Annotated in this window: 25 protein-coding genes and 1 pseudogene; 17 read left to right on the top strand and 9 right to left on the bottom strand. The window is 58.5% G+C overall.

What is annotated here, in order from left to right; translation table 11 throughout:
- From AXW11_RS18790 to AXW11_RS18745, 10 genes and pseudogenes are all read left to right on the top strand, one after another.
- Positions 1-681, top strand: a 681-nt coding sequence (locus AXW11_RS18790; protein WP_286792553.1) for a YggS family pyridoxal phosphate-dependent enzyme, incomplete at its 5' end; no start/stop codon positions are given.
- 83 nt (positions 682-764) lie between these two features.
- On the top strand, positions 765-1598 hold the full coding sequence (gene proC / locus AXW11_RS18785; RefSeq protein WP_036203143.1) for a pyrroline-5-carboxylate reductase: 834 nt from the start codon (positions 765-767) through the stop codon (positions 1596-1598).
- Between the two features lie 23 nt (positions 1599-1621).
- A complete protein-coding gene (locus tag AXW11_RS18780; protein ID WP_036203140.1) occupies positions 1622-2203 on the top strand; it encodes a YggT family protein in 582 nt (193 codons plus the stop codon).
- A gap of 243 nt (positions 2204-2446) precedes the next feature.
- Positions 2447-3256, top strand: a pseudogene (locus AXW11_RS20865) (dynamin family protein); the annotation flags it as partial.
- A 1324-nt stretch (positions 3257-4580) separates the two neighbouring features.
- Positions 4581-5729, top strand: coding sequence for a homoserine O-succinyltransferase MetX (metX, locus tag AXW11_RS18770; protein WP_036203135.1), 1149 nt, complete (start codon positions 4581-4583; stop codon positions 5727-5729).
- Positions 5726-6328: a methionine biosynthesis protein MetW gene (metW, locus tag AXW11_RS18765; RefSeq protein ID WP_075195028.1), complete on the top strand. Its 603-nt coding sequence runs from the start codon at positions 5726-5728 to the stop codon at positions 6326-6328. Before metX ends, metW begins: the two co-directional genes overlap by 4 nt.
- Entirely contained in the window at positions 6325-6783 is a 459-nt protein-coding gene (locus AXW11_RS18760) for a DUF4426 domain-containing protein (protein WP_075195027.1), read from the top strand. Before metW ends, AXW11_RS18760 begins: the two co-directional genes overlap by 4 nt.
- The gene (gene rdgB, locus AXW11_RS18755; protein WP_075195026.1) at positions 6783-7394 is read left to right on the top strand and encodes an RdgB/HAM1 family non-canonical purine NTP pyrophosphatase; all 612 of its coding nucleotides are present in this window, start codon (positions 6783-6785) and stop codon (positions 7392-7394) included. Before AXW11_RS18760 ends, rdgB begins: the two co-directional genes overlap by 1 nt.
- A gap of 2 nt (positions 7395-7396) precedes the next feature.
- On the top strand, positions 7397-8551 hold the full coding sequence (hemW, locus tag AXW11_RS18750) for a radical SAM family heme chaperone HemW (RefSeq protein ID WP_091642238.1): 1155 nt from the start codon (positions 7397-7399) through the stop codon (positions 8549-8551).
- Complete coding sequence (locus AXW11_RS18745) at positions 8551-9084, top strand: hypothetical protein (protein ID WP_091642235.1); 534 nt, start codon at positions 8551-8553, stop codon at positions 9082-9084. Before hemW ends, AXW11_RS18745 begins: the two co-directional genes overlap by 1 nt.
- Positions 9085-9109: 25 nt before the next feature.
- Here AXW11_RS18745 and trmB read toward each other — a convergent pair whose 3' ends face one another.
- From trmB to AXW11_RS18730, 3 genes are all read right to left on the bottom strand, one after another.
- Complete coding sequence (gene trmB, locus AXW11_RS18740; RefSeq protein WP_075195024.1) at positions 9110-9826, bottom strand: tRNA (guanosine(46)-N7)-methyltransferase TrmB; 717 nt, start codon at positions 9824-9826, stop codon at positions 9110-9112.
- 76 nt (positions 9827-9902) lie between these two features.
- Positions 9903-11426, bottom strand: coding sequence for a YifB family Mg chelatase-like AAA ATPase (locus AXW11_RS18735; RefSeq protein WP_075195023.1), 1524 nt, complete (start codon positions 11424-11426; stop codon positions 9903-9905).
- A 59-nt stretch (positions 11427-11485) separates the two neighbouring features.
- On the bottom strand, positions 11486-11740 hold the full coding sequence (locus AXW11_RS18730; RefSeq protein WP_075195022.1) for an accessory factor UbiK family protein: 255 nt from the start codon (positions 11738-11740) through the stop codon (positions 11486-11488).
- Between the two features lie 417 nt (positions 11741-12157).
- Here AXW11_RS18730 and glnK point away from each other — a divergent pair, with 417 nt between their 5' ends.
- Both glnK and AXW11_RS18720 read left to right on the top strand, forming a co-directional pair.
- Positions 12158-12496: a P-II family nitrogen regulator gene (gene glnK / locus AXW11_RS18725; protein ID WP_004578958.1), complete on the top strand. Its 339-nt coding sequence runs from the start codon at positions 12158-12160 to the stop codon at positions 12494-12496.
- 72 nt (positions 12497-12568) lie between these two features.
- The gene (locus tag AXW11_RS18720) at positions 12569-13849 is read left to right on the top strand and encodes an ammonium transporter AmtB (RefSeq protein ID WP_075195021.1); all 1281 of its coding nucleotides are present in this window, start codon (positions 12569-12571) and stop codon (positions 13847-13849) included.
- Positions 13850-13998: 149 nt separating this feature from the next.
- On the opposite strand, the gene AXW11_RS18715 is transcribed toward AXW11_RS18720, so the two are convergent.
- The 4 genes from AXW11_RS18715 to speE all read right to left on the bottom strand — a co-directional run bounded on the left by AXW11_RS18715 (position 13999) and on the right by speE (position 17982).
- A complete protein-coding gene (locus tag AXW11_RS18715) occupies positions 13999-14142 on the bottom strand; it encodes a DUF6316 family protein (RefSeq protein ID WP_221886060.1) in 144 nt (47 codons plus the stop codon).
- 166 nt (positions 14143-14308) lie between these two features.
- The gene (locus tag AXW11_RS18710) at positions 14309-14905 is read right to left on the bottom strand and encodes a DUF2931 family protein (protein ID WP_075195020.1); all 597 of its coding nucleotides are present in this window, start codon (positions 14903-14905) and stop codon (positions 14309-14311) included.
- Between the two features lies 1 nt (position 14906).
- Complete coding sequence (locus tag AXW11_RS18705; protein ID WP_075195019.1) at positions 14907-16928, bottom strand: T6SS phospholipase effector Tle1-like catalytic domain-containing protein; 2022 nt, start codon at positions 16926-16928, stop codon at positions 14907-14909.
- A gap of 172 nt (positions 16929-17100) precedes the next feature.
- On the bottom strand, positions 17101-17982 hold the full coding sequence (gene speE / locus AXW11_RS18700; RefSeq protein WP_091642232.1) for a polyamine aminopropyltransferase: 882 nt from the start codon (positions 17980-17982) through the stop codon (positions 17101-17103).
- A 198-nt stretch (positions 17983-18180) separates the two neighbouring features.
- Here speE and speA point away from each other — a divergent pair, with 198 nt between their 5' ends.
- Positions 18181-20091, top strand: coding sequence for a biosynthetic arginine decarboxylase (speA, locus tag AXW11_RS18695; protein ID WP_075195017.1), 1911 nt, complete (start codon positions 18181-18183; stop codon positions 20089-20091).
- Between the two features lie 6 nt (positions 20092-20097).
- Here the strand turns inward: speA and AXW11_RS18690 are convergent, their stop codons facing one another.
- Positions 20098-21129, bottom strand: a complete 1032-nt coding sequence (locus tag AXW11_RS18690; RefSeq protein WP_075195038.1) for an AraC family transcriptional regulator — start codon at positions 21127-21129, stop codon at positions 20098-20100.
- Between the two features lie 242 nt (positions 21130-21371).
- Here AXW11_RS18690 and AXW11_RS18685 point away from each other — a divergent pair, with 242 nt between their 5' ends.
- The 4 genes from AXW11_RS18685 to AXW11_RS18670 all read left to right on the top strand — a co-directional run bounded on the left by AXW11_RS18685 (position 21372) and on the right by AXW11_RS18670 (position 25627).
- Positions 21372-21971 (top strand): sigma-70 family RNA polymerase sigma factor, encoded by a 600-nt coding sequence (locus AXW11_RS18685; RefSeq protein WP_036203098.1) that lies wholly within the window; start codon positions 21372-21374, stop codon positions 21969-21971.
- Positions 21968-22612 (top strand): ChrR family anti-sigma-E factor, encoded by a 645-nt coding sequence (locus tag AXW11_RS18680; RefSeq protein ID WP_041332624.1) that lies wholly within the window; start codon positions 21968-21970, stop codon positions 22610-22612. The genes AXW11_RS18685 and AXW11_RS18680 overlap by 4 nt, the downstream gene beginning before the upstream one ends.
- A 298-nt stretch (positions 22613-22910) precedes the next feature.
- Entirely contained in the window at positions 22911-23738 is an 828-nt protein-coding gene (gene tcdA / locus AXW11_RS18675) for a tRNA cyclic N6-threonylcarbamoyladenosine(37) synthase TcdA (protein ID WP_041332623.1), read from the top strand.
- A 29-nt stretch (positions 23739-23767) separates the two neighbouring features.
- Entirely contained in the window at positions 23768-25627 is a 1860-nt protein-coding gene (locus AXW11_RS18670; protein WP_075195016.1) for a cation:proton antiporter, read from the top strand.
- Positions 25628-25632: 5 nt separating this feature from the next.
- Here the strand turns inward: AXW11_RS18670 and AXW11_RS18665 are convergent, their stop codons facing one another.
- Entirely contained in the window at positions 25633-26622 is a 990-nt protein-coding gene (locus tag AXW11_RS18665; protein WP_036203087.1) for an NADP-dependent oxidoreductase, read from the bottom strand.
- Positions 26623-26641: the final 19 nt, after the last annotated feature.

The raw sequence follows: 26641 nt of genomic DNA, 5'->3' as shown, positions 1-26641 counted from the left end.
GCAGACAACATCGGGAGCGTAACCCGACGCATACAAAAAGCAACATTGAAGGCCGGCCGCAGCACGGGTTCCGTGCATCTGCTGGCGGTCAGTAAGACGCGCCCGGCCGACGAGCTTCGCACGGCTTACAGCGCCGGCCAACGGGCATTTGGTGAAAACTACGTTCAGGAAGCTCTGGACAAAATGGAGGAGCTGAAGGAACTGGACGCCATCGAATGGCACTTTATAGGCCCCATTCAATCCAACAAGACCCGCCAGATTGCCGGGGCATTTGCCTGGGCACACAGCGTTGACCGACTCAAGATTGCTCAGCGCCTGAACGATCAGCGCCCTTCCACTCTCCCGCCGTTGAATATCTGCCTTCAGGTGAACATCAACAATGAGGAGAGCAAGTCCGGTTGTACCCTGAAGGATCTCACCAACATGGCAGACGCCATCGAAGAGATGCCAAATCTCTCGCTCAGGGGGCTGATGGCGATTCCGGACCCGGATCAGCCCGAGGCGGAGTTACGCTCAAGTTTTCGCAAGTTGGCCAATGCGCTGAAGCACATGCGCCAGGAGGCTCCCGGCTGCGGTCCGCTGGACACCCTCTCCATGGGCATGTCCGGCGACCTTGAGATGGCCATTGAGGAGGGCGCAACCTGGGTAAGAGTCGGTACCGCCCTGTTCGGGCCTCGGTAACCGGAAGCTGACAGGCCCAGATCCTGTTATCATCAGCGGCAGACTGACAATTGACCACTACTGATCCAAACGTGGAGTGAACCTTGAGCACATCACCAACGATTTCGTTTATCGGTGCCGGCAACATGGCCAGCGCCATCATCGGTGGCATGCTGGACAGCGGCTTCAAGGCCGCCAACATCTGGGTCAGCGCCCCCGATGACAACCATCTTCAATCCATCCGCAAACAATTTGGTGTCAGCGTCACCACCGACAATCGTTACTGCGCCGAGCAGGCGGACATGGTGGTTCTGGCGGTGAAGCCACAGGTTATGGCAAGTGTTTGCTCAGACATCGCCCCGGTGGTGCAGAACACCCGCCCGCTAATGGTGTCGATCGCGGCCGGGCTGGAAGCTTCCACCCTGGACGAGTGGCTCGGTGGCGGACTGCCGCTGGTGCGCGTGATGCCCAACACGCCATCGCTGGTTGGTAAAGGGGCTGCCGGGCTCTATGCCAATGATCAGGTCAAGGAAAAGCAGAAGACCATGGTGGAGTCGGTCTTTAACAGCATTGGCTCGGCGCTCTGGGTGGAGGACGAATCCCTCCTGCATGCAGTGACTGCACTTTCTGGCAGCGGCCCCGCCTATTTCTTCCTGATGCTGGAAGCACTGGAAGAGGCGGCCACCGATGCCGGCATTGCCGGCGAGACCGCACGCGCACTGGCAATCCAGACCATGGCCGGCGCCGCCGAAATGGCAGGACGCAGTGAACACGACCCCGGCCAGCTCAAACGCAATGTCATGTCTCCCGGTGGCACCACAGAACAGGCCATCCAGACCTTTGAAGAAGGTGGCATGAGAGATCTGGTCAAAAAGGCCTACTCAGCCGCTTACAAGCGCTCCGGGGAAATGGCCAAAGAACTCGCCAATAAACAGTAACCAATAACGGGAGACACGGCTTCATGCTGGCTGACATTCTGATCACCATTCTGCTCATTGCCTCGACGTTCTACCTGACGATCGTGCTGCTGCGCTTTTTGCTGCAACTGGCCAGGGCGGATTTCTACAATCCGATCTCGCAGTTTGTTGTGAAAGCCACCAACCCGCTGCTGCGTCCGCTTCGCCGCTTTATTCCCGGTTGGGGCGGTATCGACGGCGCAGCCCTGGTGCTGGCGGTCATCATCCAGGCGATCACCTTTTTCCTCATTCTTGTGGCCCTGAACAGCAGCATACCGGCGATCAACCCGCTCACCCTGCTCAGCTGGGCTATCCTTAACGTTCTTGATCTGATCGTTAAGATCTACTTCTGGTCCGTCATTGCAGTCGTGGTCGTCAGCTGGATTGCGCCACAAAGCGGCCACCCTGCTATCCAACTGGTTGCGCAGATCACCGAACCCGTGATGCGCCCCGTACGCAATGTGATGCCATCCATGGGCGGCCTGGATCTGTCCCCGATTATCGTGTTCCTGATCCTCAATGTGGTTTCGGTGGTGATCGACCACATGAAGGTAGCCGCCGGCATGGGCTCCATCGTCGGAATGTAGACCACCTCTCAAAAACACATTCCGTTACATATCAGGACAATAAACTACTCTCACCTGCAGCTGGTTCATCTATCTGAATCAGCTGCACTTTTTTCCTTCTACACGTCGCCCTGCTATACAGACCCGTGATCGCCGCCGCAGATTTGCCGCGCCAATGCGGTAACATTAGCTATATTTTTGGCACAACTTTAACCAACCAAGATCCAACGCAGTCGCCCGGAAGTCGCGCAGAAGGATGGTCCGATGAACAAGCAAGGAACCCTGTCGCAGCAGGTAGAGGCCTACCACGGCTGGAAAAAAGAACTGATCAGGCAGATCGGTCGCTACCGTCTGTGGCTGCAGGACAACAACCTGTTTTCAGACGATGTCAGCAACCGCATTCGTCACGGCCTTGAGCTGCTGATCGAAGACGAACTCACCATTGCTTTCGTGGGTGAGTATTCCCGCGGCAAGACGGAACTGATCAACGCCCTCTTCTTTTCAGAATACGGCCAGCGCATGCTGCCATCCCAGGCGGGCCGCACCACCATGTGCCCGACCGAGCTGTTCTTTGACCGCACGTCAAACAGCAACTACCTGTTGCTGCTCCCGATCGAAACCAGGACCGGCGAGCTCTCCCTGCAGCAACTGCGCAAGCAGCCCGAACGCTGGGTCAAACACGACCTGGACGAGCGCGACCCGGAAATCATGCGGGAAGTTCTGGCGGAAGTGGCTCGCGTAAAGAGCGTCACTCCGCAGGAAGCCCGCAAACTGGGCTTCGACGAGGACATGCTGGAGCATGACCGCAACAAGCCGGGTAATGTCGTGGTGCCGGCCTGGCGCAACGCCCAGATCAGCATTCGCCATCCGTTGTTCGAACGCGGCCTGCGCATACTGGACACCCCGGGGCTCAACGCTCTCGGCTCAGAGCCAGAACTGACCATCAGTATGTTGCCTCGCGCCCACGCCATTATCTTCCTGTTGAGCGCGGATACCGGCGTCACTGCCAGCGACATGACGATCTGGAAGGATCACATCGACACCGAGCACGCCGACCACCGCGCTGGCCGATTCGCAGTGCTCAACAAGATCGACGTGCTCTGGGATGATCTCCAGGGCGAGAAGCATACCCAGGAAGCCATTGACCGGGTGCGTAGCTACACCGCCGACCACCTCGGCATGCGCCAGAACGACGTGATACCGCTGTCCGCCAAGCAAGGCCTGCTGGCCCGGGTCAAAGGCAACGAAGAACTGCTTGAACGTTCGAACCTCGCCCAACTGGAACAGTTGATCATCCAGCGCATCCTGATGCACAAGGAACAGCTGATTACACAGAGCCTGATCAACGACCTGTTGGGCATGCTGCAGAACAGTCAGGCCGCCATGCAAAACCGGCTGGACGCACTGGAAGAAGAGCTGCAGGCCTGTTCTGGCGTCACCATGGACACTGACGCACTGCGGCGCCTGGCCGACCGCGCCCAGCGGGACTATGACTTCTACTACAAGAAGCTGATTACGCTCCGGTCCAGCCGCCGGCTGATGGATTCCCAGGGCGAGATGCTCAAGGGGCTGGTTAGCGAGGATCGGTTTGAGTCCCATGCCGAGAAAGTCCGCCAGAAGATGTCGAAGAGCTGGACCACTGCCGGCATGAACCACAGCATGGATCATTTCTTCGAGCTGCTGGAAAATGATCTGAGCAACCTTCTCAGCGAAGGGCGGCTGGCCGAAAAAATGGTGGGCGCCATCTACCGCCGCTACAACGAAGACACCCGGGCCCGTCACCTGGAGCCAATTCCATTACGGGCAGGTCGTCACGTTATTGCCATCCGCGAACTGCGCAAGAAGGCAAAACGCTTCCGCATCAGCCCCAAAAATCTGTTGACGGAGCAGTCGCTGCTGGTCAGGCGCTTCTTCAACGTGATGGTGGGCGAAGCCCGAACACTGCATCTGCGCGTGCGGGCCGATGTCGAACGCTGGCCATCGGAAGCACTACTACCAATCATGCAGTACTCCATGGAACAGAAGCAGTTGCTGGAGCACCAGATCCGCCGCCTCCGGGACATGGTTCGCAGCGACCGCGACAGCCGGGCCGAACGCGAACGACTGCAGAACACCATCAGCGATCTGACACGCCAGCTTGAACTGGCTGACGCCATGCAGCGGCAAATCCGTAAACCAGCACCCACTCTGATCCAACAGAAGGTGGTCAACATTTCCGGCGCGGTCTGACCGGCGCCGGAAATGGCGGTTGCAGCCATGCAGGCCGGCCTTTAAACTGCTTGGCTGGCAATCGCCTGGCCATATCAGTTAGGCCTGCACTTACATGCAGGTTTCCGCCCGGCCATTGCCTGAAACGTCTTCCAGATAATACGGACTGAATCAGGAACCTGTCGCGCCAATGCCCGATCCCTTGCCAACGGATTCTGTCGGGATAGTCACCCCACAGACACTGCACTTCGATACACCGATCACTCTCGCCTGCGGTCAGACGCTGGAGAGTTACGATCTGGTGATTGAGACTTACGGCAAGCTGAATGCGGATGCCACCAACGCGGTATTGATCTGTCACGCCCTCAGCGGCCACCACCATGCCGCCGGTTATCACAGCAAGGAAGACCGCAAGCCGGGATGGTGGGACAGCTGCATTGGCCCCGGCAAGCCCATCGATACCAACCGGTTTTTCGTTGTCAGCCTGAACAATCTGGGTGGCTGCCATGGCAGCACCGGACCCGGCAGCGTCAATCCGAAGACCGGCCAGCCCTACGGCCCTGATTTCCCGGTGATCACGGTACGCGACTGGGTCCACAGCCAGGCGCTGCTGGCCGACCGGCTCGGCATTGAATGTTGGGCCGCCGTGGTGGGAGGTTCCCTTGGTGGTATGCAGGCACTTCAGTGGAGCCTGGACTACCCGGATCGTTTGCGTCACGCCGTGACCATTGCCTCTACCCCACGCCTGAGCGCCCAGAACATTGCCTTCAATGAGGTGGCGCGACAGGCGATTACGTCCGACCGTGAGTTCCATGACGGCCGCTACTATGAGCACGACACGTTACCGCGCCGGGGCCTGATGCTGGCACGCATGGTGGGCCACATTACCTACCTGTCCGATGCTTCCATGGGCGAAAAATTTGGCCGTGAACTGCGGGACCAGGCCTACAAGTTCGGCTATGACGCAGAGTTCCAGGTGGAGAGTTACCTGCGTTACCAGGGTGAGCGCTTCTCGGAGTCATTCGACGCCAATACCTACCTGCTGATGACCAAGGCTCTGGATTACTTTGACCCGGCCTACGAGCACGACAATGACCTGGCAAAGGCGCTGCTCCGTGCGCGCTGCGAATTCCTTGTCGTGTCGTTCAGCACCGACTGGCGGTTTACCCCGGCACGGTCCGAGGAATTGGTGAATGCCATGATCGCGGCCCGCTGCAAGGTCAGCTATGCCGAAATCGACGCACCCTGGGGGCATGACGCCTTCCTGATTCCCACACCACGTTACACCGCCATCTTCCATTCCTACATGGACCGGGTCGCACGGGAGGTAGGTGCATGAGAACAGACCTGAAAATCATCGAGCAATGGATCAGCGCCGGCAGCCATGTACTGGATCTGGGCTGCGGCGACGGCACCCTGCTGGACTACCTGCAGCGGGAAAAAAGTGCAACAGGGTTTGGCCTGGAAATCAATCCGGACCATATCACCACCTGCATGGGTCGCGGGGTGTCCGTCATTGAGCAGAACCTGGACACCCAGGGCCTGGGGAACTTCGAAGATCACTCCTTCGACACCGTGCTGATGACACAAGCCTTGCAGGCGGTCCGGCGCCCGGACATGGTCCTCGATGAGATGCTTCGCGTGGGCCGCGAGGGCATCGTGACCTTCCCCAACTTCGCTTACTGGCGATTGCGCTGGTACCTGATGCGCCGGGGTCGTATGCCTGAATCCGAAACGCTACCGTATAAATGGTACAACACCCCTAACATTCACCTGTGCACCTTCAAGGATTTTGAAGCCCTTTGCTTCCGCAAGGACGTCCGGATACTGAACCGCACGGTGGTGGATGGCGAGCACCAGGATCGCTGGCTCAGCCGTCTTTGGCCCAATATGTTGGGGCAGATCGCCATTTACCGGATAACCCGGGAGGAATCATGACCACACATAGTCACAATCGCTGGCAGGCGTTGTTGTCACTCGCATGCCTGGTTCTGCTGTTTACCAGCCAGAGCCATGCCGACTCAAAGGATTTTGGTGAATTCGAAGTACACTGGAGCGTTTTCCCAAGCACCTTCCTGGCCCCTGAAATTGCCCGCGAGAACAACCTTAATCGCAGCCGCGGCATCGGTATCGTCAACATATCCATCATGAGGGAAACCGAGGATGGCGGCCTGGAGCCGGTATCAGGCCAGGTGGAAGGCAAGGTCATGAACGATATCCAGCAGGCCCGGTTCCTGGCGTTTCGACGCATCCAGGAAGGCAACGCTGTCTATTTCATCGCCGAATACCAATACAGCAACGCCGAGTTGATGACCTTCCAGATCACCACCCGCCCCACGGGCGCCAGACAGGATCTGCCCATCCGTTTCACCCACACACTGTTTAACGACTGATGACTAACGCCACCAACAGACTGGTCATTGCCAGCAACAACAAGGGCAAGATCGCCGAACTCACAGACCTGCTCGGCCCACTCGGGCTGACGCCCGTAGCCCAGGGTGAATTGGGGGTTGGCGAGGCGGAGGAGCCAGCGGTCACCTTCGTGGAGAACGCCATCCTCAAGGCACGCCATGCCGCCCGGATCACCGGGTTGCCGGCCCTTGCGGATGACTCTGGCCTGGCGGTTGATGCCCTCGGCGGGGCACCCGGCGTCCGTTCGGCCCGTTACGCCGGTGACACAGCCAGCGACGCAGACAACGTCCGGGCACTGCTCGACGCGCTGAAAGACGTTCCCGAGGGCCAACGCACGGCCCAGTTCCACTGCGTACTGGTCTACCTGCGCCATGCCGATGACCCCACACCGGTGATCTGTCATGGCCGCTGGCCAGGAAGCATCCTGCCAGAGCCCCGGGGTGAGGGTGGTTTCGGGTACGATCCGGTGTTCCTGGTACCGGAAACCGGCACCAGTGCCGCTGAACTGCACCGCGCCGAAAAAGGCCGTATCAGCCACCGTGGGCGGGCACTGGCGCTGCTTCTGGATCAGTTGGGGAAAGAGCCGGGGTGACCATGACCCCGACGCACGACACAGCGGTGAGCACCCTGCCCCCGCTAAGCCTGTATATTCACGTACCCTGGTGCGTGAAAAAGTGCCCTTACTGCGACTTCAACTCCCACGCACTGACCGGCGACATTCCCGAGAACGACTATCTTGATGCAATCATGGAGGACCTTGCCGGTGACCTCGCATTAATTCAGGGGCGCCCGATCGAAACCGTCTTCATCGGCGGCGGCACACCTTCGTTAATGTCGCCGGACTTCTACAACATACTGTTCGACCGGCTGCGCACTCACCTGTCGTTTACTGACGATGCCGAGATTACACTGGAGGCCAACCCGGGCACAGTGGAACAGACTCGCTTTAACGGCTTCCGTGGCGCCGGCATAAACCGGCTTTCACTGGGCATCCAGAGTTTCAACCCCATGCGATTGAAGGCACTGGGGCGCATCCACGATGACAAGGCAGCCCACAGGGCTATCGAGGCAGCCCGCAATGCCGGCTTTGACAACTTCAACCTGGACCTGATGCATGGCTTGCCGGGCCAGACACCGGCAGACGCCCTGGATGACCTGCGGGCGGCCATGTCGTGGCAACCCCCGCACCTGTCCTGGTACCAGCTGACCCTGGAGCCCAACACCGAGTTCTACAGCCGCCCACCCCAACTGCCCGACGACGACCACCTCTGGGAAATCCATTGCCAGGGTGCCGACTACCTGCATCAGCAGGGGTTCACAGACTATGAGGTGTCGGCCTGGAGCCGACCCGACATGGAGTCCCGTCACAACCTGAATTACTGGATGTTCGGGGATTACCTGGCGCTGGGCGCCGGCGCCCACGGCAAGGTTACCTTTCAAAATGGCGAGATCCGGCGTTTCTGGAAAACCCGTCAACCCGAAGCCTACATGAACCGCATCGGCAGCCGTACCGCGGGGAGCCAAATGGTCGAACTGGAAGAAAGGCCACTGGAGTTTCTGATGAATGCCTTGAGGCTGACGTCCGGTGTGCCGGAAAACCTGTTCACAGAGCGTACAGGTTTACCGTTGAGCAGAGTTGCGGTAAAACTTGAGGCGCTAAGAAAAGAAAACATGCTGGAACCGGGACGGATACAGACCACGGAACTCGGACAGCGTTACCTGAACAGTCTGCTGGAGCGCTTCCTCTGATGTCACTGCCGCGCCTTATGACCCTGTTGCCCAAACGGCTCAACCTGAGCCTGGCGGCCACCGCCGTCCTGTTGCTGGTCCTGGTTGTGGTCAATCAGCCCCTGCAGACCGGTTCGGCTCCCCAGGGCATCGTCAGCCTTCAGATGGCCGCCACGGCGGACCAGTCCATGGCCATACTGCGCAGCTGGCGACAGGACGGCATGCTATGGGCACAGATATCCCTTTGGCTGGACTTCCTGTTTGTACCCGCTTACCTGGCCACGCTGATTTTCCTGACCAATCACCTGATGCGGGACCGGCCGGGCATTCGGGAACGTAACGTGGCACGCTGGGTGAAGGCCCTGTTTGTGACCGCGGGGGCCGGCGATCTAACGGAAAACATATTGCTACTCAATAACATGGACCCGCCCACGGATATGGTCAGCCTGTCCGCCACGCTCTGCGCATTGGTGAAATTCACCGGCCTGATGCTGGGCTGCGCCGGATTGGTGATCATTCGTGCCGCCCGGCGCCATCCGCTGGCCCACGAGTAGCAACTTCCGTCAGCGTACCGACAGCCTAGTTGGTGCGGTAAAACACCAGATCCCAGACGCCGTGCCCCAACGTCTCGCCCCGTTTCTCAAACTTGGTGATCGGGCGGTCTTCCCGGCGCGGTGAATATTCGCCGATATCCTGTGAGTTCGCAAAACCCTCGGACTCTCCCATGATCTCCATCATGTGTTCCGCGTAGTTTTCCCAATCGGTGGCCAGATGCAGGATCCCGCCCACGCGCAGTTTATGGCGCAGGCGCTGGACGAATTCGTGCTGGATCAGCCGGCGTTTGTGGTGACGTTTCTTGTGCCACGGGTCCGGGAAAAACACCATCACCCGGTCCAGCGCTGCATCGGGCAGGCACCGGTCGATCACATCGTTGGCATCAATGGCGTAGACACGAACATTCTCCAGCCCCCGGTCTTCAATCTCTTTCAGCAGTGCACCAACCCCGGGCAGGTGCACTTCCACGCCGATGAAGTCCTGCTCCGGTGCCGCTTCCGCCATGTCTGCCAGGGACTTGCCCATACCAAACCCGATCTCCAGGTTAAGCATGTTGTCCCGTCCAAAGATCTGGCGTGGGTCAATCATGCCCTGTTCACGGGTCAGGCCGTATTTGGGCCAACTGCGGTCGTAGGCCTTTTTCTGGCCTTCGGTCATCCGCCCCTGGCGCAGCACGAAACTGCGTACGCCACGGCGGGTCGTCACGGGTGAATCGCCGGAAACATCGTTGTGATCAGTCATCTGACGTCCTCAACCGCCCTGTGCGGTTTTCCTTCAATGGGTTATGGCGACAGTTTACCAGAGGCCGCCCAGCGGACTATACCGAAACCTGCGCATTCCGGGTCTGCTGCCGGTCCAGCTTGCGGTAACCCAACGCCTCAACCAGATGGCCATTGCCAATGTGGTCGAGGCCGTCCAGGTCCGCCAGGGTCCGTGCCACCCGCAGGATGCGATGCAATGCCCTGGCAGAGAGCCCCAGCCGCTCCATGGCGGCGGATAACATGGCCTCGCCTGCTGCATCCACGCGGCAGTGCGTCTGCAGCTCACCGCCACTTAACGCGGCGTTTCCGGATCCTCGCTGCATTTGCCGCTCGCGGGCCTGATACACCCGATCCCGCACAACCGTGCTGGACTCACCCCCACCGTCACGCTTCATCAGCACTTCCCCGCTCTGAACCGGCACTTCCACATGCAAATCGAACCGGTCCAGCAGTGGCCCTGATATCTTTGCCCGATAACGGAGCACCTGCGGGGGCGTACACTGGCACTCAATCGTCGGATGCCCCAGATAGCCACACGGGCACGGGTTCATGGCCGCCACGACCTGGAAGCAGGCCGGAAAAGTCACCTGCCTTGCTGCGCGACTGATGGCAATCTCGCCGGACTCCATGGGTTCCCGCAGCACTTCCAGCACCCGGCGCTCGAACTCTGGCAGTTCGTCGAGAAACAACACGCCGCGGTGCGCCAGGGAGATTTCTCCGGGGCGCGGACTGCTACCGCCACCCACCATGGCAACCGACGAGGCAGTATGATGGGGCGCGCGGTAAGGCGGCCGGCACCACTCTCCGTCCCGTACGGGAAGACCGGCCACAGAGTGGATGCTTGCTACCTCAAGCGCAGATTCGGTGGTTAACGGTGGCAAAATACCCGGCAGACGGCTGGCGAGCATGCTTTTACCAGTGCCCGGTGGACCAAACATCAGCAGGTTATGCCCGCCGGCGGCGGCGATTTCCAACGCCCGCCGCGGCACGCTCTGACCATGCACGTCCGCAAGGTCCGGACCGGCGTTCACGCCCGTTTCCGGCACCGCTGGCGGTACCGGGGAAATCCTTGCCCGATCACACAGGTGTTCGCAGACCGTCAGTAAATGGCCGGCTGGCAACACATCGTCCTGGCTGGCCAGTGCGGCTTCCGCGGCATTGGCCTGGGGGATCAGCAACCGACGCCCCTCGTTGCGAGCTGCCAGTATCGCCGGGAGCACACCTTTCAACGGTCTCAGCGCACCATCCAGGGAAAGCTCTCCCACGCATTCATACTGTGCGAGGCTTTCCGCCGGAATCTGTCCGGAAGCGGCAAGAATGCCCAGGGCAATGGGGAGATCGAAGCGGCCGCCCTCCTTGGGCAGGTCCGCAGGAGCCAGATTGATGGTGATTCGGCGGGCGGGGAATTCAAAGCCGGCGTTCATCAGCGCACTGCGAACACGCTCCCGGCTTTCGCGAACACCCGTTTCGGGGAGCCCGACGATGGACAGCGCCGGCAGGCCGCCTGACAGGTGGACTTCAACGGTAACGGAGGGTGCTGAAACGCCAATGCTGGCGCGGGTATGGACAACGGCAAACATGACAACCTTCCATGGTTATAGGTGATAGCGGCCTAGCCGCCTGACGGGCGTCCTGCCGGTCAGTTATTCGGGAACTGCTTTTCCAGGTCAGCCACGCGCTTTTCCAGCGCTTCGACCTTTTCGCGGGTTTTCATCAGTACAGCTTGCTGGGCATCGAATTCTTCTCGGGTGACCAACTCAAGGCGCGACAGAACCGTCATCACCGTGGCGCGGGCCTGAGCTTCAAAGTCCTCACGGGCGGCACGGGCCATATCGGGAACGAACTGGCCGAACTGTCCCTGAAGCTGGGAAAAGAAATCCTGTGGACCTTTCACGAATCACCTCTCAAAATCACCGGTCAAAATCGCTGCGCTGGACTATACCTCGTCCTCGGCGGGCTTTTCGTCGTGCCTGAACGACGGTTCGGAGTGTAACACTAATGCCTCCCCTGCCATACTGTGGCCGTCGACAGTATAATGTGGCTCAGGCACCCCTAATGCTTGCACCGAGTTCGTGCATCATTATGGTTCGCCCAAGACAGACAAGCCCCGAAATGGTGCGACCTGACGATCCATTCTGGATCAACAGACAGCCAACTGTCTGATAGTTATATTATTTTTTGCGTTGGCACACCCGATGCTAAAAGCCTTGTACGCAATCCGCACAATTGGTGTGCGAGGTGGCAGCATCCCGACCTCAACAACGGGCCGAAGAGTTCCAGATGTTGAGACGGCTTTACCAAGGAGAAAGCAATGAAACTTGTGACAGCGATCATCAAGCCTTTCAAGTTGGATGATGTCCGTGAGGCACTATCCGAGATTGGCGTACAAGGCGTAACGGTCACTGAAGTCAAAGGCTTCGGTCGCCAGAAGGGTCATACCGAACTCTACCGAGGCGCAGAATACGTGGTGGACTTCCTGCCCAAGGTCAAGGTTGAAGTTGCTATCGGCGACAACCTGCTGGATCAGGTCATCGAATCCATCACCAAGGCAGCCAACACCGGAAAGATCGGTGACGGCAAAATTTTCGTGACCGAACTGGAACAGGCGATCCGAATCCGAACCGGGGAAACCGGCGAAGAAGCGGTCTGATCGAAGACTGATCAACCAGACAGCCAACGCAAAAAATTTATAACTTGAAAAGCCTCGTGCGGAGGGCTTCACATGGAAAGCAATCTTAATCATATTTTTGAACTCCAGTATGCACTGGATACCTTCTACTTCCTTGTCTGCGGTGCTCTGGTCATGTGGATGGCCGCGGGCTTCTCAATGCTTGAAGCAGGCCTGGTGCGTGCCAAGAATACCACCGAGATCCTGACCAAGAACGTTTCCCTGTTTGCTGTAGCCTGTACCATGTACCTGATCTGCGGTTACGACATCATGTACGGTGGCGGGCTCTTCCTCAGCGGCGTTACCACGGTCGCTCAAATGGACGACGCGGCGATCGCCGGAGTCCTTGCCGCTTCCAACGAAGCCGGTTTTGGTGAGATGGGGGAATACGCCGGGGCTTCTGATTTCTTCTTCCAGGTTGTCTTCGTTGCAACCGCCATGTCCATCGTTTCCGGTGCCGTGGCCGAGCGCATGAAGCTCTGGGCCTTCCTGGCTTTCGCCGTTGTCATGTGTGGTTTCATCTACCCGATGCAGGGCTCCTGGACCTGGAACGGCGATGCCGTATTCGGTATCTATGAACTGAGCTACAGCGACTACGCTGGTTCCGGCATCGTACACATGGCGGGTGCCGCTGCGGCTCTGGCCGGTGTCCTGCTGCTGGGCGCCCGTAAAGGCAAGTACGGCGCGGATGGCCAGATCAAGGCCTTCCCGGGTGCCAACCTGCCGCTGGCGACTCTGGGTACCTTCATCCTGTGGATGGGCTGGTTTGGCTTCAACGGCGGTTCTACCCTCAAACTGGGTGGCATCGGCGTTGCCAATGAAGTGGCCAACGTGTTCCTGAACACCAACGCGGCCGCTGCCGGCGGCCTGATCGGCGCTCTGATAGTAGCCCGCATCATGTTCGGCAAGGCTGACCTGACCATGGCCCTGAACGGTGCATTGGCTGGCCTGGTTGCGATTACCGCTGAACCTGCCGATCCCTCGCCTCTGCTGGCAACCATTATCGGTGCCATCGGCGGCATCATCGTGGTGTTCTCAATCGTAACACTCGACAAGATGCGTATTGATGACCCGGTCGGTGCCATCTCCGTACACGGCGTGGTTGGTATCTGGGGTATCTTCGCGGTACTGCTGTCCGACGCGGACGCGACCTTCATGGGGCAGCTCGTGGGCATGCTCACCATCTTCATCTGGGTCTTCGTCACCAGCCTGATTGTATGGGGCATCCTCAAGGCGGTCATGGGTATTCGGGTGACCGAAGAGGAAGAGTACGAAGGTGTGGATCTGTCCGAGTGTGGTATGGAAGCCTATCCGGAGTTTGTCAGTTCCAAGTAAACCGGCCTGAAGGCCCGAAAGCAAGGGCGCCCATTGGGCGCCCTTGCTATTTCTCCTGAAAACCGTAGAATTTTGTGGCCTCAAACCGCATTGCAAAACAGCGAATCCTCGACCCGGCGCAAGTACCGTAGCAGTTCCATTTCAGCCTCCTAACTGCTTTCAAAAGGCCCCTTTAGCGCCCCTTCGCGAGTCTGGAAGTACCATGCGCCATTGATCAATTCAAATCTTTCGAATCGGAACCAGTTGCGCTCTGCTTCCCTTGTCGAACCGTCATCAGTGACCTCCTTCTCCATGCGCTTCGCAATCGGGCAACCGTTGCCCGATACCGGCAAGTGTAGTCAGAGGTATCGCGTTGTCTAATTTTCGACCTATTCTCCAACGGTAACCAATACCAACGCCACCACCGGCCAGCAGCCCTCACTTACGGTTTTAACAAACATGGGAGTCTGAAGAGGTGAATTACCAGCCTTCTTTTGGTACACCGTGTTTTTCGATGTAGTCGCTGTGTTCTTCAAGGTAGTTACGGGTGCCGACTTCGTAATTTGAAGCGTCCCCCTCCACCTCGTTAGCTTGCATTCGGCCTACTTCAATTTCATTGCCAATCTGGTTATTAATCCAAAGAACCATCTGCCCCCCGGGCGCCAAACCGATAGTCAGCATATCCCGTGGCCTGCTGAAGGTTCCCAGGCTGGTAGTATAAGTTGCGTGCTCGCGCATTTTTTCTTCCAGTCCCTCTGGCAGTGAAAACACGCGTTCGTAAAACTTTTGTTCAGCAAACGAGAACCAGCGTATACCGATATAGTCCGGGAAAGGCTGCGCTGTTCCTCCTTTGCCCCTAGGGCCACTGGGCCCTTTCCAGCAACACGCAACACTTCCCACCGGCATACGCCAGTGTCTTATGCCGGAGGCTTCAAGTTCCAGGTGCTCAACCCAGACTTCATAGTGCTTGGGTGCCCCTACACCCACATATGCCTTAAAAAGGCTATCAGGCCCAGAGGCACACCCCGATAGCATCAAACCAATGAGGAGGGCAAGCATGAATGTTATACGGCGCATATTACGTCTCCGGCTGATTGTTATAGACGATACGTTTCCGTTCAGGCGCAGGCCGGAATGGCGAGAGGAACCTGGCGTTCGAAAATGGGAGTTCGGAGCTCACGATGGTGTCCCCAATCAAAAACTCAAGCAGGTTGTAATGATCCGAATGATGCACATACCGCTGTTTTACCAGCTCCTTTTGCAGCGGCGGCAGTTCAGGCAGGTTCTTGCCCAGCGAGATATGCTCCCATAGTATCCGGTACGCTAGGTCGAGTTCTTTCGGAACTTCTGCGGCATTCTTGGCAGTACGAATGTCCTTCAATGGAACGCCTGCTCTTTTCGCCAAGTGATACATGCAGTGAAGATAAACCCGCGATAGCTCGCCGCGCACCTGCCGGTGCAGTTTCAGGTCGAGGCCCACTTCGCCATCCGGAACGGGGTGCTCGCGCACTGTTTTATGAATCCCGAGGCTGGCTGGCTCGCCCGTTGTCAGGGGTAGGCTGCGAGTCCCGATCCAGCCCTCGGCTTCGGTCACCCCTTTGAGGGTTGCGAGGTTGTCCCACTGCGGTGTCTGCTCCGGCCAGGCCGTAGCGCTGCCGCCAATGGTCAGTTTAGGCGAAAGCATCAGTTCCTCGGTCTGGCTATCATGGTAGCCGCCACCAATATCGGAGTGCGCGCCGGGCACCATGATTTCTCGGAAGTTGCGGGGAAGTGAACCATCCGGATTGCAGAGGCTGTTAAGCGCAAAATTTTCTCGACACTCGTCAACGGCCGTGAACTGTACAGCGGTGGAGACGGTGGCCGGGTCCAGGTACAGGTTCACCGGCGTGTTACGAGCATTGCTTGGAGAGAGATCGCCACCCGTGATATTTACGATGCCGGCGACGGTATCAAACAACCCCACAAAACGAATGGTAACTCGTTCCGGCCATTGAATACCCATGGCGGCCAAAGACTGTCCCAATTCGCCATCAGAGCCCTTGGCAATTTCATTCGCGGCATGGCGGGCGGCTGCGCCTCCCCTGCTAAAACCAAACAGATCAACTGTTAGCTTTGCGATAGGCCTTTCGTTAACCAGTATGGCTATGCGCTCTGCGACCTCAGTGAAACCATTTTTTACTTGCTCGGTGACACCCGTTTCACCAAGACCGGTTGTCATACCTTCCAGAGAATCCGGAGCTCCGGTTTTCGATCCTGCTCCCGGCGCATACACCGAAAAACTCTGGTTGATCATTGTTTCCGCCTCATTTTCGACCTCGGGATATAGATCCCGCAACTTGGCGACATTGCTGATCTCATTGGCGTAACTACCCCCCAGCAACAAAGCCAGCCGCCGTTCACACTCGGCATCGTCAATCTCGCCATTGCTGTGCGGCACGAGGCATGTCTCTTCCACCTGCTGCCGGTAAATCTCAATATTACCGGCATTGTTCAACGTGCCATCGGTGAAAATGCCCACTTCAAGATGAACCGGCTTTCTCTGTTCTTCTTTCTTTGCCTGACCGTTCTCGGGTGTTTGGGCTAGCGAGGCAGCGGGCACAAGGGGCGCAACCAACGCTGCTGTACCCAGCGGCAGGGTGGAGCGTCGGTCGGCTTCCTGTTTCGCCAGGTAACGCTCGTCGGCGCGGCGGTTGGTCATGGTGCAGTCAAAACCGCAGACGTTCATATGGCCGACACCGCCCGCCCCTACGTGGCTGATGATTTCAGGGGTGACTTCCCACTTGTTGAGAGACTCAATCTGGTTGCGAAGGCCCGGCCCGCCACCATCTCTCTTTAGGCGCCAGAACCCGCCGTTGGGGTGATCACTGTCCGTTTCCCAGACAACTATAGGCGATAAGGGCTTGCCTCCAATCAGAAACAGATGACCGTCCCTGAGCTCACGCTCCAGTGCTTTGACGCTCATTTCCTTTCCACTACGGTTTCGGGGCACGTCGGAGACAGGATGGTCAATCAGTTCGGCTGCATATGAGGCAGCGAAGAAAGGGCTTTCAATATAGGGCAGGTCCCGGAGTTCAAGCTCCAGGCGGGATTTTACTTTCATTGGCAGCGTTCCTTTGCGGCCGGTGTATTAGGCCCGCAAAGGTACTGACTAAAGCAGGCGCTCTCCTTGAGGGGCGGGCATGACCGCCACAAAGCCAAACTCTAATCAAAAACCGGGCGGCGAACAACGGCGCCCGTACCACCTTCAGAAATTCCTTGCCCCTGATGGCCTCCTAGCCCTCGCTCGACATCACCTCATCTTCCAATACATCCACCATGAACTGCGGCATCGCCAATGCCCCACGGTGGATGTCGGCGTTGTAATAGCGGGTCACAAACGGCCGCTGATCCGCGTCTTCCTCACGGAAGTACACCACCGGCTTTTCCTTACCCGCCATAGTGCAGCTCCACCAGCCGGTGGGATACACCGGTTGCGGGAACGGCAGGGTGCGGACGTGGTCGAAACCGGCCTTTTTCATGTCGTCGTGAATGGTTTTGATGATGGTGTTGGTGTGCAGCAGCGGCGATTCGCTTTGCTGGACGATGATGCCACCGTCGCGCAGGGCGATCATGCAGTCGCGATAGAAGTCCAGGGCGAACAGACCTTCGGCGGGACCGACCGGGTCGGTGCTGTCGATGATAATGACGTCGAGACTTCCGGGCACCGCATCGCGTATCCACTGGATGCCATCACCAAAGAAGAAGTTGGCGCGGGGGTCGGTGTTGGACTCGCAGAGTTCGGGGAAATACTGTTCCGAGAGACGAGTGACACGTTCGTCGATTTCCACCTGCCAGGCCTCTTCCACACCGGGGTGCTTGAGGACTTCTTTCAGGGTTCCACAATCACCACCACCAACGATGACCACTTTCTTCGGGTCTTTATGGGTGAACAGGGCCGGATGAGTCATCATCTCATGATAGAGGAAGTTGTCTCTGGTGGTCAGCATCACGCAGCCATCGAGCACCATCAGGTTACCGAAGGTTTCGGTTTCCCAGATTTCCAGTTTCTGGAACTCGGTTTGTTCTTCGTGCAGCTTTTTCTTTACCTGCAGGGAAAAGGCGGTTCCCTGGTCCTGGAATACTTCGGTAAACCAGCCATCGTTCAGTGCAGTCATGTCGTGTCTCCGGATGTGCGCGTTGAGCCTGTTCGTATTGAGGGTATTGTAGGTGCGTAACCACCACACCTAAAGGACTATCATTACCCTTGGGCCGTGTTTTTCGGGTGTTGTTCTTTTAGCGGGGCGGTGGAATCCATACAATGAGCGCCATAAGCCGGCCCGTTGCCGGCTGCGGATTCAGCACAGGAAAGCCCCATGAGCGAACCAACCCTCAGCGCCGCCCACAAGGTGTACAACATCGCCCACTGGAGCGATGGCTATATTGATGTGAATACCCGTGGCGAGGTACTGATAAGACCCGACCGGGGGCACAGCGGCGAGGACATCAACCTGCCTGACCTTGCCCGCTCCCTGGTCAGTGAGGGGGTTCAGCTTCCGGTGTTAATCCGATTTACCGATATTCTCCATGATCGGGTCAACAAACTGTGTGGCGCGTTTAACAAGGTCGCTCGCGAACACGGCTACCAGGGAGGCTACACCGCCGTCTACCCGATCAAGGTCAACCAGCAGCGCCGGGTGGTTGAGGAACTGCTCTGCGCCGAACCGGCCGCCAGCGACAACCAGATTGGCCTCGAAGCCGGCAGTAAGCCGGAGTTAATGGCGGTTCTGGCACTGTCGCGCCAGCAGGAGTCGGTGATTGTCTGCAATGGCTACAAGGACCGCGAATATATCCGGCTGGCGCTGATCGGGCAGAAACTGGGGCACCGGGTGTTCATTGTGGTGGAAAAACAGTCCGAGTTGCCGCTCATCCTCGAGGAAGCGCGCCGTCTGGGAGTGACTCCGCTGATTGGTGTGCGCGCACGGCTGGCCACCATCGGCAAAGGCAACTGGCAGAACACCGGCGGTGAGAAGTCGAAATTCGGCCTGTCCGCCAGCCAGGTGCTGGATGTGGTTGAGACCCTGCGCCGTGCCGGGGCCCTGGAATCCCTTCAGTTGCTGCATTTTCACCTGGGGTCGCAGATTGCCAACATCCGTGACATCCAGACCGGACTGCGGGAGTGTGCCCGTTTCTACAGTGAATTGCGCCACATGGGGGCACCGGTAGGCACGGTCGATATTGGCGGTGGGCTCGGCGTGGACTACGAGGGCACCCGCTCACGCAGCAGTTGTTCGATGAATTACAGCGTACACGAATACGCTTACAACGTGATTCATATCCTGCAATCGGAGTGCGATCGGGCGGGTATCCCCCATCCCAACCTGATCAGTGAATCCGGCCGTGCGCTGACGGCTCACCACTCGGTACTTGTGACCAATGTGATTGACCGGGAGATACCCGACAAGCGTCCGCCTGAACAACCGGTCAGTGATGCCCCGGCACCGCTGCAGGATTTGTGGCGCGACCTGGAGAGCCTGCGGGATGAGGCATCGCGCCGTTCCCTGGCTGAGATCTACCACGACGTGCTCCACGCCATGGCGGATGTCCACACCCAGTTTGCCCACGGCCTGTTGTCACTGGCGGACCGCGCACGGGCGGAAACGCTCTACACCACCTGCTGCCGGGCTCTGAGAAAACAGCTGAACTCCGCGAATCGCGCGCACCGGGAGATCATTGACGAGCTCAATGAAAAACTGGCGGAGAAGCTCTTCGTGAACTTTTCGCTGTTCCAGTCACTGCCGGACGTGTGGGGTATTGATCAGATCTTCCCGATCATGCCTGTGAACGGACTGAATCGCCCCCTCACCCGTCGTGCGGTCATCCAGGATATTACCTGTGACTCCGACGGGCGAATTGACCGGTACGTGGACGGCCAGGGCATCGAAACCACCTTCCCGCTGCCTGAAGAGGCGCCGGAAGAACCCATGCTGATGGGCTTTTTCATGACCGGTGCCTACCAGGAAATCCTCGGTGACATGCACAACCTGTTCGGCGACACCCACTCGGTGGATGTACGACGCAACCCCGGCGGCGGCCATACCGTCAGTGAGCCGATCCATGGCGACACCGTGGCCAAGGTGCTGCAGTATGTGAACTTCGAACCCACTGCCCTGCTTCGGGCCTATCAGCAGAAATTTGCCGCCAGCGGATTGCCGGAAGACATACAGACGAGCCTGCTGGAAGAACTGGAGAATGGCCTGGGCGGCTATACCTACCTGGAAGAGTAACCCGGATCAGGCCCTGCTTGCGCGCCAGGCTGAGGGTGACAGCCCCTCCCACTTGCGGAAGGCACGGCCGAAATTGGACGGGTCGCTATACCCCAGGCGATAGGCAATGTCATCGATCCCGAGGTCGGTGCGCCGAAGCAGCTCCAGTGAACGCCGGTGGCGGATGTCATCAAGGATGCCCTGAAATTTCAGGCCTTCGGCACTGAGCTGACGGCGCAGCGTCCTGGGTGACACACCCAGTTGCGCTGCCACGGAATCAATACCCGGAAGCCGGCCATCCCGTACCGATTCCAGCAACCGCCCCACGCGCTCGGGAATCGATGTGGTCGCCTCCAGCGATCGCATTTCCTCCTCGCATTGCGCTTCTGCTACCCGACGCGCCACAGGATTGGACAGGGAAATTGGCAGTTCCAGAAATTCCTTGCGAAAACGGAGCTGATTGGCGCCGGCGTCAAACCGGATACGATTGCCGAACAGCGACTCATAGGCCGGGGCATACTCCGGTGGCGGATAATTCAGTCGACAACTTCCACCATCAAGCAGGCGGCGTCCGAACAGGAGCAGGTTCACATCCATAAGCGAGGCCAGCACCACTTCTGCGTTGAACCAATGCAGATCATCCAGGGCGTGCACGATATCGAGTTGCAGCACAGCGTCGCTGCCCTCGGTAAAGAAACTCAGATTCATATACACGAACCGGATACGGAAATACTTGATCAACACCGTAAGAGCCTGGCCAATGTTGTCACAGCTGATGGCGGCCTGTGACAGGGAACCGTGGGTAGTGAACTTCAGGCGCTTGCCATATTCCAGCCCCAGGGCCGGGTCGTGACTCAATGCCAATGCCGAGCGACAAAGACGACTGAACTGCTCCACGGTGATGAAGTTGTCGGGGTGCCCCAACATGGCCGGACGAATATCGGCCGAGCGCAGCAACTCGGGACGCGCAGCACCCTTCTCTTCCGCCAACTGGCAAAGGATATCGGCGTAGTGGGCGCGAATAACGGGCAGATTGCCGGTCTTTCCGGGAGCATTCATGTTGGCCAAGCGTTCCTGAATAAATACCTGCAAAAGATTAGCCGTGATGATAGCGGTCGGCAATCTCCCTGCAGACGACACCGAGCGGCGGAGAAGCCAGCCAGTACAAGTGGGAAAAAATACCGCCCAACAGATCCGCCTGCCCATCGCCCCCGTAAATATCGTGACTGACAAACCCGGGGCGAGTGCATAGAATGATGAACACAACAATGCCAAATCATGCGACTGTCAAGGAGCGTCCGGTGTCCACACTGGATCAGAAGCCAGCACGAGCCGAGGGCCGCAAGGACCCCTGGAGCCAATTGCTGGAGAAAGTGGGAAAGAACCAGGATCGGCAGGCCTACCACGCTTTGTTCGAGCACTTTGGTCCTCAGATCAAGTATTACGCCATGGCCAATGGCATGGCGAGTCACGCCGAGGAGCTGGTACAGGAGGTTTTCGTATCGATCTGGCGGCGCTCCTGCTTGTACGACTGGAGGAAGGCAGCCGCGTCGACCTGGATTTTCACCATCGCCCGTAACCAACGCATTGACATGCTGCGCAAGATGAAACGCACGAGTGCGGAGATGCCGGTTGAAACGGAAGATCTGTGGCAGATTCCCGGCGAAAACGAAGACGAGCCGGTTACGTCGCTGCACCGCCTGATGTCTGAACGTCGCGTGCGAGAGTCCCTCAGCCACCTGCCGGAAGAACAGATTACAGTAATCGCCAAGGTCTACATGGAAAGCAAGTCACACCAGATGGTGGCGGACGAGCTCAACATACCGCTAGGTACCGTAAAAAGCCGGGTACGCCTGGCACTGAACAAACTGAAAGTGATTTTGCAGGACCAGAACGTATGACACGGCACCATCCAGACACACTTACCCTGATGGAATTCAGTGCAGGCAACCTCAGTGAGCCCCACGCACTGTGCATTCGTCTCCATCTGGACCAGTGCCCCCATTGTCGCAGCCGTGTGGATACGCTCGACAGCCTGGGTGCCGTCATGATGGAAAGTCAGCCCCAGGTCGGTGTTTCATCGGACATGTTTGACGCTATCCTGTCACGCATAGACAGCGAGCCTGACATGACGGAGACCTACATCAGTACACAAGCCAAGCGCATGAGCCCTCTTCAAAAGTTGTTGGGCGACGATCTCAACTCGCTGCCCTGGAAACGTCAGCTCGGCGATGTCAGTGTGCTGGATATCAGCGAACGGTTTCCCGGCCAGAGCGAGCAGGTGGTGCTTCAGAAACTGGCCGCCGGTGGGAAGGCACCCGCGCATACCCACAGAGGGAGTGAAACCACGATAGTTCTTCAGGGTGCATTCTCAGACCAGAAAGGTGTGTTCAACCAGTGGGACTTCGTGGTACTCAATCAGGAAGACGAGCACAAACCTGTGGCGGTTGGCTGCGAAGACTGCATCACCCTGTCGGTGCTCAGCGCACCGGTTAAATTAACCGGCACGTTCACTCGCTTATTGAACCCCTTTATACGCTGAGGCGGATGGACCGGAAACTGTACCGGCCTGGCCGAAGCCTTGGCCGAAAATGACCGGCCTTTGTCAGTTTGTGACCTTCCGGACGACACGTTGATAAACGATACTGATTACGTTGATTAGTGTCTCTGAACTAGTCCGGCCCACCCCCCGTCGGGTTGGGCACTTGCTTACAGGCCACGCTCTTGCGTGGCCTTTTTTATGCCTGCTCACTTCACCCCATGAATACGATATCCGACGACTGATTAGAGACAGCCGGCAGGGCTGGGTTACAATCGTGACTTTTCTCCGGAGATGCAGCATGACGGGTGACGACTTCCATTTCCGCTTCGGCGGTATCGAACGACTCTATGGCCGCCGGGCACTGGAGCACTTCCGTCACGCTCACATTGCCATCGTTGGATTGGGTGGCGTGGGCTCCTGGGCGGCTGAAGCCCTTGCCCGCTCCGGCGTCGGCACCTTGACGTTGATCGACATGGACGATATCTGCGTGTCCAATACCAATCGCCAGCTCCACGCGCTTAGCGGGCAATACGGGCGCACCAAGACGGACGCCATGGCAGACCGTTTGCGGTCGATCAACCCGGAGGGTGACATTCGGGTCCATTTCGGGTTCCTGAACACGAAAAACGTCGATGAACTGATTACCCCGGAGATGTCAGGGGTGGTCGATGCCATCGACAGCGTCAAAGCCAAGGCCGGGCTGATTGCACACTGTCAGCGTCGCAAGATTCCATTGGTGTGTGCTGGCGGCGCCGGCGGTCAGATGGACCCGACCCAGATCCGCGTCAGTGACCTGAGCAAAACCACACAGGATCCATTGTTGGCCAAGGTGCGTAATACACTCCGTCGGGAGTACGGGTTCTCACGCAATCCCAAACGGCGTTTCGGAATTGAAGCCGTGTACTCCCTGGAACAGCTCACGTATCCTGCAGGGGACGGTGAGGTTTGCCTACAGAAGCCTGCCACCGAAGGCCCGGTCCGTCTGGATTGCGCCTCCGGGTTTGGTGCTGCCAGCCCCGTCACCGCCAGTTTTGGTTTCTTCGCGGCGGCGCGGTTGCTGGCTCGCCTGGCACGCAAGGCCAATTCCGACAAGACGGCAGACTTTCCTGCAGGACTACAGAATTAAACCCATACTTCAACGGAACTGACCCCATTATGACCGTCAGCACTGTCTTTCTCCTTGCCTGTATCGGTGTGCTCTCCCTGTTTTGCCAGTGGCTCGCCTGGCGGGTTCGCATGCCGGCCATCCTGTTCCTGCTGGCCGGCGGCATTGCCGCAGGGCCGCTGCTGGGATTTCTGGACCCCGAAGTCGTGTTTGGAGACCTGCTGTTCCCGGTCATCTCCCTGGCCGTTGCCATTATCCTGTTTGAAGGCAGCCTGACGCTCCGCTACGACGAAATACGTGGCCATGGCAAGATGGTTCGCAATCTGATTCCCGTCGGCTCCATTGTCACCTGCATCATTGGTACCCTGGCCGCCCGCTGGATCCTTGATGTGTCATGGGAGGTGGCCCTCCTGTTTGGCGCCATATCCATCGTCACCGGCCCTACCGTCATCGCCCCTCTGCTCCGATCTGTGCGACCGGACGCAAAACTGGCCAACATTCTGCGCTGGGAGGGCATCATCATCGACCCAGTGGGCGCCCTGCTGGCGGTGCTGGTCTTCGAGGGCATTGTGTCCTGGGGCCAGGGCAACGTGTTCAGCCACTCGCTGTATATTTTTGGCAAGACCCTTGCAGTGGGTTTCCTGATTGGCGCTGTCGCGGGCTGGCTGAACGGCATTGCGTTGCGCAAGCACCTGCTGCCGCAATACCTGCACAACGCCGGCACCCTGACGTTCATGCTCGGGGTCTATGCCCTGTCGAATGAAATGGCCCACGAGTCCGGCCTGCTGACGGTCACTGTGATGGGCATCTGGATGGCCAACATGAAGCAGGTCCCCATCGACAGCATCCTGGAGTTCAAGGAATCCCTGAGCGTGCTGCTGATTTCCGCTCTCTTCATTATCCTGGCAGCACGGGTGGAGTTCGAAGCCATCGCTCAACTGGGCTGGGGGCTGGTGGCCGTGTTGGCGTTGCTGATGCTGGTTGCACGCCCGGCAAGCATCTTCCTGTCGGCCATTGGCACCAGTCTCAACTGGCGCGACAAACTGTTCCTGAGCTGGATCGCCCCCCGAGGCATTGTAGCCGCTGCCGTATCCGCCCTGTTTGCGTTTCAGTTGCAGAAACTGGGCTACGAAAGCGCCGGAGCCCTGGTGCCACTGATATTCATGCTGATCATCGCCACCGTCACCCTGCAGAGTCTTACCGCGAGGCCTCTGGCGAGGCTTCTGAAGGTCGCCGAGCCGGCGGAATACGGCTTCCTGATTCTCGGTGCCAACCCGGTGGCCCGAAAAATCGGCCTGGCACTGAAAAAGCTGGAGGTCCCCGTTACCCTGGCGGACACCAACTGGGAGAACGTCAAACAGGCGCGCATGGAAAACCTCCAGGTGTATTTCGGCAACCCCGTGTCGGAGCATGCGTCGACCCACCTGGATCTCACCGGCATTGGCAACCTGCTGGTTATTTCCCCTTACAAGCACATGAATTCCCTGGCCACCTACCACTTCCTGGACTGGTTCGGAAAAGACTCAGTGCTAACCCTGGCCGAAGGGGATCAGGACCAGAAGGCCCGGCACCAGACCGCCGAGAAAATACAGCTTACGAGAGGACTCTTCGACGGAGTGAGCTACGCCAAGCTGGCCAGTTTGGCCAGCCAAGGGTATACGGTGAAGACCACCCAGCTCAGTGACGAATTTACGTTCGAGGATTTCCTGGACAAGTACGACCGTCAGGCCATGGTGCTGTTCGTGGTGAACACGCGCGAACACATCACGCCGGTCAAGAGCATGGAGGCCATCAAGCCCGAGAAAGACTGGACATTGGTAAGCCTGGTGCCACCCCAGGCGAGGAAGGAACGCAAGGAGCGGGATACCGGGGAGTCGCCGGAACAGCCACCGGAACCCGCTCCAACCTGAGCGTATCAGCGGGCCCCGCAGTCCAGGACCAGTTTACCCCGAACGTGCCCACCCTCCAGCAAGCGGTGGGCATCAGCGACCTGATCCAGCGGGAAGGCCTTGTCGATATGGACACGCACCTCGCCGTCCTCGATCAGTTCGGCGATCTCATCGAGATGAAACACATCGGGGCGGACGGTCATGCCATGGGCTCTCAACCCAAGGGACTCAGCCGCGGTTATGATCTCATCTGCCGTCACGGTGGGAATCGTGACCAGTACGCCGTGCTCACTCAGGGTGTGCAGGGAACGCTTGCCCGCTTCGCCGCCGACCAGATCCAGCACCACGTCCAGACCATAGCACTCGTCTACAACGTCGGTGGTGTGGTAATCAATCACCTCATGGACGCCAAAAGCCGCCAGGAAATCGCGATTACTGGCTGAAGCAGTGGCGATCACATGGGCGCCCCGTTCAAGCGCAAACTGCACGGCGAAATGCCCGACTCCGCCAGCACCGGCGTGAATCAGCACTTTCTGACCAGCCTCCAGTTCCGCCACTTCGAACAATGCCTGCCAGGCGGTCAACGCGGCCAGCGGCAAAGCGCCGGCAGTCATCAGGTCCAGTTCCTCGGGCACAATGGCCAACTCGTCGGCGCGAGCCACTGCGTATTGGGAATAACCTCCTCCGCCAGCCGGGAAGCCCACCATGCCCATCACCCGATCGCCTGGCGCCAACGTCGTCACGTCAGCACCAACCGCAATCACTTCGCCCGAAACATCGTAGCCGGGCGTCCATGGCAGGTGGTCTTCAATCTGCCGGGCGGCAAATCCCAGGCCTTTCCGCGTCTTCCAGTCGATGGGGTTCAACCCCGCGCCCGCCACCCTGAGCAAAACTTCCTCGGCGCCCGGCTCGGGGATGGTGGAACTTTCGATCCGCAGTACGTCAGTATCGCCAAAGTGGTCATAGACCACGTGACGCATGGCATGACCAGAATTCGGATCAACGGTGTTTTCCATGGGGCTCTCCAGACAGCTT

This window comes from Marinobacter sp. Hex_13 (assembly GCF_001566815.1).
Classification (GTDB): Bacteria; Pseudomonadota; Gammaproteobacteria; order Pseudomonadales; family Oleiphilaceae; genus Marinobacter; species Marinobacter salarius.
Note: the sequence above shows the minus strand (reverse complement) of the source record. Positions and strands in the feature narration are given on the sequence as shown.

Bases quoted from the DNA above. Each gene is read 5' to 3' on its own strand.
- AXW11_RS18780 (WP_036203140.1), top strand. From the start codon at position 1,622: ATGCTGGCTGACATTCTGATCACCATTCTGCTCATTGCCTCGACGTTC.
- metX (WP_036203135.1), top strand. From the start codon at position 4,581: ATGCCCGATCCCTTGCCAACGGATTCTGTCGGGATAGTCACCCCACAG.
- metW (WP_075195028.1), top strand. From the start codon at position 5,726: ATGAGAACAGACCTGAAAATCATCGAGCAATGGATCAGCGCCGGCAGC.
- AXW11_RS18760 (WP_075195027.1), top strand. From the start codon at position 6,325: ATGACCACACATAGTCACAATCGCTGGCAGGCGTTGTTGTCACTCGCA.
- rdgB (WP_075195026.1), top strand. From the start codon at position 6,783: ATGACTAACGCCACCAACAGACTGGTCATTGCCAGCAACAACAAGGGC.
- hemW (WP_091642238.1), top strand. From the start codon at position 7,397: ATGACCCCGACGCACGACACAGCGGTGAGCACCCTGCCCCCGCTAAGC.
- AXW11_RS18745 (WP_091642235.1), top strand. From the start codon at position 8,551: ATGTCACTGCCGCGCCTTATGACCCTGTTGCCCAAACGGCTCAACCTG.
- trmB (WP_075195024.1), bottom strand. From the start codon at position 9,826: ATGACTGATCACAACGATGTTTCCGGCGATTCACCCGTGACGACCCGC.
- AXW11_RS18735 (WP_075195023.1), bottom strand. From the start codon at position 11,426: ATGTTTGCCGTTGTCCATACCCGCGCCAGCATTGGCGTTTCAGCACCC.
- glnK (WP_004578958.1), top strand. From the start codon at position 12,158: ATGAAACTTGTGACAGCGATCATCAAGCCTTTCAAGTTGGATGATGTC.
- AXW11_RS18720 (WP_075195021.1), top strand. From the start codon at position 12,569: ATGGAAAGCAATCTTAATCATATTTTTGAACTCCAGTATGCACTGGAT.
- AXW11_RS18715 (WP_221886060.1), bottom strand. From the start codon at position 14,142: ATGGAGAAGGAGGTCACTGATGACGGTTCGACAAGGGAAGCAGAGCGC.
- AXW11_RS18710 (WP_075195020.1), bottom strand. From the start codon at position 14,905: ATGCGCCGTATAACATTCATGCTTGCCCTCCTCATTGGTTTGATGCTA.
- AXW11_RS18705 (WP_075195019.1), bottom strand. From the start codon at position 16,928: ATGAAAGTAAAATCCCGCCTGGAGCTTGAACTCCGGGACCTGCCCTAT.
- speE (WP_091642232.1), bottom strand. From the start codon at position 17,982: ATGACTGCACTGAACGATGGCTGGTTTACCGAAGTATTCCAGGACCAG.
- speA (WP_075195017.1), top strand. From the start codon at position 18,181: ATGAGCGAACCAACCCTCAGCGCCGCCCACAAGGTGTACAACATCGCC.
- AXW11_RS18690 (WP_075195038.1), bottom strand. From the start codon at position 21,129: ATGAATGCTCCCGGAAAGACCGGCAATCTGCCCGTTATTCGCGCCCAC.
- AXW11_RS18680 (WP_041332624.1), top strand. From the start codon at position 21,968: ATGACACGGCACCATCCAGACACACTTACCCTGATGGAATTCAGTGCA.
- tcdA (WP_041332623.1), top strand. From the start codon at position 22,911: ATGACGGGTGACGACTTCCATTTCCGCTTCGGCGGTATCGAACGACTC.
- AXW11_RS18670 (WP_075195016.1), top strand. From the start codon at position 23,768: ATGACCGTCAGCACTGTCTTTCTCCTTGCCTGTATCGGTGTGCTCTCC.
- AXW11_RS18665 (WP_036203087.1), bottom strand. From the start codon at position 26,622: ATGGAAAACACCGTTGATCCGAATTCTGGTCATGCCATGCGTCACGTG.